Source organism: Streptomyces tendae, from assembly GCF_014650435.1.
Taxonomy (GTDB): domain Bacteria; phylum Actinomycetota; class Actinomycetes; order Streptomycetales; family Streptomycetaceae; genus Streptomyces; species Streptomyces tendae.
Window position 1 is genome coordinate 1 of the sequence record NZ_BMUY01000046.1, and the last position, 5372, is coordinate 5372.

At 72.6% G+C, this 5372-nt stretch carries 1 protein-coding gene and 1 pseudogene; both read left to right on the forward strand.

The genetic code is table 11. The annotated features are described in order from the left end of the window. Positions 1-756, forward strand: a 756-nt coding sequence (locus IE258_RS40305; RefSeq protein WP_229892763.1) for a phosphopantetheine-binding protein, incomplete at its 5' end; no start/stop codon positions are given. Between the two features lie 64 nt (positions 757-820). After that, a pseudogene (locus IE258_RS40310) lies at positions 821-5372 on the forward strand (beta-ketoacyl synthase N-terminal-like domain-containing protein); the annotation flags it as partial.

Below are 5372 nucleotides of genomic sequence, written 5' to 3' on the forward strand. Positions count from 1 at the left end.
CTCGCTGAATCCGACCGACACCGGATCGCACGACTCGGCGCGGAACCACTGAGCGAGACCGAGGGCCTCGCCCTGCTCGACCGAGCACTCGGCGAGGCCACCCCGAGCCTCCTCGTACCGGTACGACTCAACCTCGCTGCTCTGCAAGGTCGTTCCCAGGCTGTGCCCGCGGTGCTGCGCGCGCTGGTGCCCGTCAGGACGAGGCGGCAGGCGGCGGCCGGAGCGGCCGCGGGCTCAGGCGGCGGGCTGGTCGAGCGGCTGGCGGCGATGAGCGAGAGCCGACGGGCGGCGCATTTGCTGGACCTCGTGCGTACGGAGGTCGCCGGGGTGCTGGGACACCGTTCCGCCGGGACGATCGAGCCGGAGCGTGCCTTCAAGGACCTCGGGTTCGACTCGCTCACGGCGGTGGAACTGCGCAACCGGCTTCACGCGGCCACCGGTCTGAAGCCGGCCGCCACGGTCGTCTTCGACCATCCGACCTCCGCCGACCTGGCCCGTCATCTGCGCACGCAGATCCCGGACCTGCCGGCGGCGGGCCCGGAGGGCCTGCTCGGCGAACTCGACCGGATCGAGCAGATGCTGACCGACGTCGACCCGACCGACGAGAAGAGCGCCGACATCCAGCGGCGCCTCACCGCCCTGCTCGCCCGCTTCGACGAGGCGGCGGGGCCGGTGGAGGCCGCGCGGGTCGCCGACAAGATCGACGCGGCGACGGACGACGAGATCTTCGCCTTCATCGACAACGAACTCGGCTGAACGCCGTACCCCCTCCAGCCCGATCGTCTCCGACGACGACTCGAATGGTGACTGACTGATGTCCAACGAGCAGAAGCTGCGCGACTACCTCAAGCGGGTGACGACCGACCTGGCCGAGACCCGGCGCCGTCTCGGCCAAGCCGAGGCCGCCCGGCACGAACCCATCGCGATCGTCGGGATGGCGTGCCGCTACCCGGGTGGTGTCGAGTCTCCGGAGGACCTGTGGGAGCTGGTCGCCGAGGCCCGCGACGCGATCGACGCGATGCCCGGCGACCGCGGCTGGGACGTCGACGCCCTCTACGACCCGGACCCGTCGAGCACCGGCAAGACGTACTCCCGTGAGGGCGGTTTTCTGCGGAACGCGGCCGAGTTCGACCCGGCGTTCTTCGGGATTTCACCCCGTGAGGCGTTGGCGATGGATCCGCAGCAGCGGCTGCTGCTGGAGACGTCATGGGAGGCGTTCGAGCGCGCGGGCATCGACCCGGCCACCCTGCGCGGCAGCCGGACAGGCGTCTTCGCGGGCGTCATGTACCACGACTACGGCGCCCGGCTCGGCGCGGGAACCGTACCCGAGGACGTCGAAGGGTACGTCGGCAACGGCAGCGCCGGCAGCATCGCGACCGGCCGCATCGCCTACACCCTCGGCCTCGAGGGCCCGGCGGTCACCGTCGACACCGCCTGCTCGTCCTCCCTCGTCGCGCTGCACCTCGCCATCCAGGCACTGCGTCAGGCGGAGTGCAGCCTGGCCCTCGCGGGCGGTGTCACGGTGATGGCGACGCCGGACACGTTCGTCGAGTTCAGTCGGCAGCGGGGGCTGGCGCCCGATGGTCGGTGCAAGGCCTTCGGCGCGGGAGCGGACGGCACCGGGTGGGCCGAGGGCGCGGGCATGCTGCTGGTGGAGCGGCTGTCGGATGCGGAGCGGCTGGGCCACCGGGTGCTGGCGGTGGTGCGGGGCAGCGCGGTCAACCAGGACGGCGCGTCGAATGGTCTGACGGCACCCAACGGGCCGTCCCAGCAGCGGGTGATCCGGCAGGCCCTCGCCACCGCGGGACTTGGTCCGACCGACATCGACGCTGTGGAGGGGCACGGCACCGGTACATCGCTGGGTGACCCGATCGAGGTACAGGCGCTCCAGGCGACCTACGGGCAGGAACGTCCTGCCGAACACCCGCTGTGGCTGGGCTCGTTGAAGTCCAACATCGGGCACGCCCAGGCGGCAGCCGGTGTCGGCGGTGTAATCAAAATGGTCATGGCGCTACGCGAAGGCGTCCTGCCACGCACCCTCCACGCAGACGAACCCTCCCCGCACATCGACTGGACAGCGGGTGCGGTACGACTGCTCACCCAACAGTCCACCTGGCCGGACACGGATCGGCCGCGGCGGGCAGCGGTGTCGTCGTTCGGCGTCAGCGGCACCAACGCCCATGTGATCATCGAGCAGCCCTCCGAGCCGGCCGAGCCGGCCGACACCGATCCCGAGGCGCACTCGGACTCCGAGGCGGACAGCGACAGGACGCCCATCGTCCGCCCTGCCCTGCTCCCCTGGCCGGTATCCGCGCGCGGCGCCGACGCGGTGCGGGCCCAGGCGGCCCGGCTGCACGCGCACCTGCTCGCCCGCCCCGACCTCACCGCCTCCGACGTCGCGTTCTCGCTCGGCACCACCCGTACCGCGCTCCCCCACCGTTTCATCGCGCTCGGCACCGACCGCGCCGAACTCATCGACGCCCTCGCACGGTTCGCCGAAGGACCCGAGAGCGCGGCCGACGGCGTGACGGGCATGGCGACGCCGGGTGCGACGGCGTTCCTGTTCTCCGGGCAGGGTTCGCAGTGGGCCGGCATGGGGCGCGAACTCCACGGCCGGTTCCCACGGTTCAGGCAGGCCCTCGACGCGGTGTGCGCCGTACTCGACCCGCTGCTCGAACGGCCGCTGCGCGAGGTGATGCTCACCGCGCCGGGCACCACGCAGGCCGAGGCGCTCGACACCACCGGCTGTACCCAGCCCGCCGTCTTCGCCCTGGAGGTCGCCCTCTTCCGGCTCCTTGAGTCGTGGGGCATACGGCCCGACCTACTGGCCGGGCACTCCATCGGCGAGATCGCCGCTGCCCATGTCTCCGGGGTCCTCTCCCTGGAGGACGCCTGCACGCTGGTCGCCGCGCGCGCCGGGCTCATGCAGCGACTTCCGTCCGGCGGCACCATGGTCGCCGTCGAGGCCGGCCCCGACGAAGTCCTGCCACTGCTCGTCGGACACGAGCACGAGGTCGGCCTGGCCGCCGTCAACGCGCCTGGCGCGGTCGTCCTCTCCGGCGCGGACACGGCCGTACGGGAGATCGTCGCTCTCCTCACGGAACGCGGCCGCCGCACGAAGCGGCTCCGGGTCAGCCACGCCTTCCACTCGCCGCTGATGGAGCCGATGCTCGACGAGTTCCGGCGCACCCTGGCGCGGGTCACCTTCCACGAGCCGGGCATCCCGATCGTGTCGACCGTCACCGGCGCCACCGACCCGGAGGAGATGCGGACGGCCGACTACTGGGTCACCCACGTCCGCGCCACCGTCCGATTCGCCGACGCCGTGACCGCCCTCCACGCGCAGGGCGTCGGTCGCTGGGTCGAAGTCGGCCCGTCGGCGACACTGCTGCCGGTGATCCAGCAGACCCTGGACGTGATGGACGGACCGGACGGGTCGGCGGGTCCGGAGGGTGACGGTGGGGCCGCCGTGGTCGCCCCCTTGGGATCGGACGTCGTCGTCTCCTTGCTCCGCCGCGCCGAACCGGAGGAGAAGGCTCTGCTCACGGCCGTGTCCCGGCTGCACGCGGCCGGTACGTCCGTCGACTGGGCGGCCGTCCTCGAAGGGCTCGGCGCGCAACGGGTGGACCTGCCCACCTACGCCTTCCAGCGGCAGCGGTACTGGCTCGACGTCCCCGCCGGCACCGGCGACATGAGTGCGGTCGGACTCGGCGCCGCCCACCATCCGCTGCTCGGCGCGTCCGTTGCCCTCGCCGAGGGCGACGGCGTCCTGCTCACCGGTCAGCTGTCCCCGGCGGCCCAGCCCTGGCTGGCCGACCACACCGTGGGCGGGGCGACGCTCGTGCCGGGTGCGGCCCTGGTGGAGCTGGCGCTGCGCGCCGGTGACGAGGTCGGCTGCGGTCGCGTCGACGACCTCACCCTCGAAGCACCGCTGGTCCTGCCGCCCGAGGCCGCGGTGCAGGTCCAGGTCACCGTCGGCGCACCCGACGAGCGCGGGGCGCGACCCGTCCACGTGTACTCACGGCCGCAGCCCGACCCGCGGCACCCCCGGAGCGCCGATACCGGCTGGACCCGCCACGCCACCGGCCTCCTCACTCCGGGCACACCCGCCCTGGCCCACTCGGACGACTTCACCGCCTGGCCCCCGCGCGCCGCCGAACCGGTGGGCGTCGAAGGCTTCTACGAGAACCTTGCGGACCGCGGTTACGAGTACGGCCCCGCCTTCCAGGGCCTGCTGCGCGCCTGGCGACGCGGAGAGGAACTCTTCGCCGAGGTCGCGCTGCCCGAACAGCAGGCGTCCGGCGTCGGCGGGTTCGGCCTGCACCCGGCTCTCCTCGACGCCGCCCTCCACCCGATCGGCCTGACCTCCCTCGTCGCCGACGGCGCCACCCGGCTGCCGTTCGCCTGGACGGGAGTCACCCTGCACGCGGTCGGTGCCACCGCGCTGCGGGTACGGATCGTACCGACCGGCCCCGACAGCTTCTCCGTGACCGCGGCGGACCCGACGGGAGCGCCGGTGGCCTCCGTCGAGTCATTGAACGTGCGGGAGGTGTCGCGCGAGCAGGTGATCGCGGCGATGGGACCGGCTGCTACGGGGGTCGGCGCCGACTCGTTGTTCGAGGTCGAGTGGGTTTCCGCCGCCGACGGTGGCTCGGCCGAGGCCGAGGCCGGAGCCCTCTCTTGGGCGGTTCTCGGGGACTCGACTCTGGCCGAGGAGGGACTGGTGTTCGCGGATGTGGAGGCGTTGGTCGCGTCGTCGCAGGACCTTCCCGGCACGGTGGTGTTGGAGTGCCCGGCAGTGGAGGGTGCCCCGGTGCCGGATGCCGTACGGGACCGGCTCACCGGTGTGCTGAGTGTGCTGCAGCGGTGGGTTGCTGACGAGCGGCTGGCGTCCTCACGGCTGGTCGTGGTGACCCGGGGTGCCGTGGCCGCATCGGCGGATGAACCGGTAGACGTGCGCATCGCGCCGGTATGGGGTCTGGTCCGCGCGGCACAGGCCGAACACCCCGGACGGTTCGTGCTGGCGGACCTCCCGGCGGGTGCCGGTGCGCGGGAGCTGTCCGCCGGACTGGCCTGCGATGAACCGCAGTGGGCCCTACGGGACGGTGCCGTACACGTCCCACGACTGTTGCGGGCCCAGGCTGCGGTCTCCGGTGTCCCGGCGTTCGGGGACGGTCCGGTGCTGGTCACCGGGGCGTCTGGTGCACTGGGTCGTGTCGTCGCCCGGCACTTGGTGTCGGTGCACGGGGTGCGCGAGCTGGTACTGCTCAGCCGACGCGGGCTCGCCGCCGACGGCATGGACACACTCCGCGACGAACTCACCCACCAGGGCGCATCCGTAGAGGTACTGGCATGCGATGCAGCCGACCGCA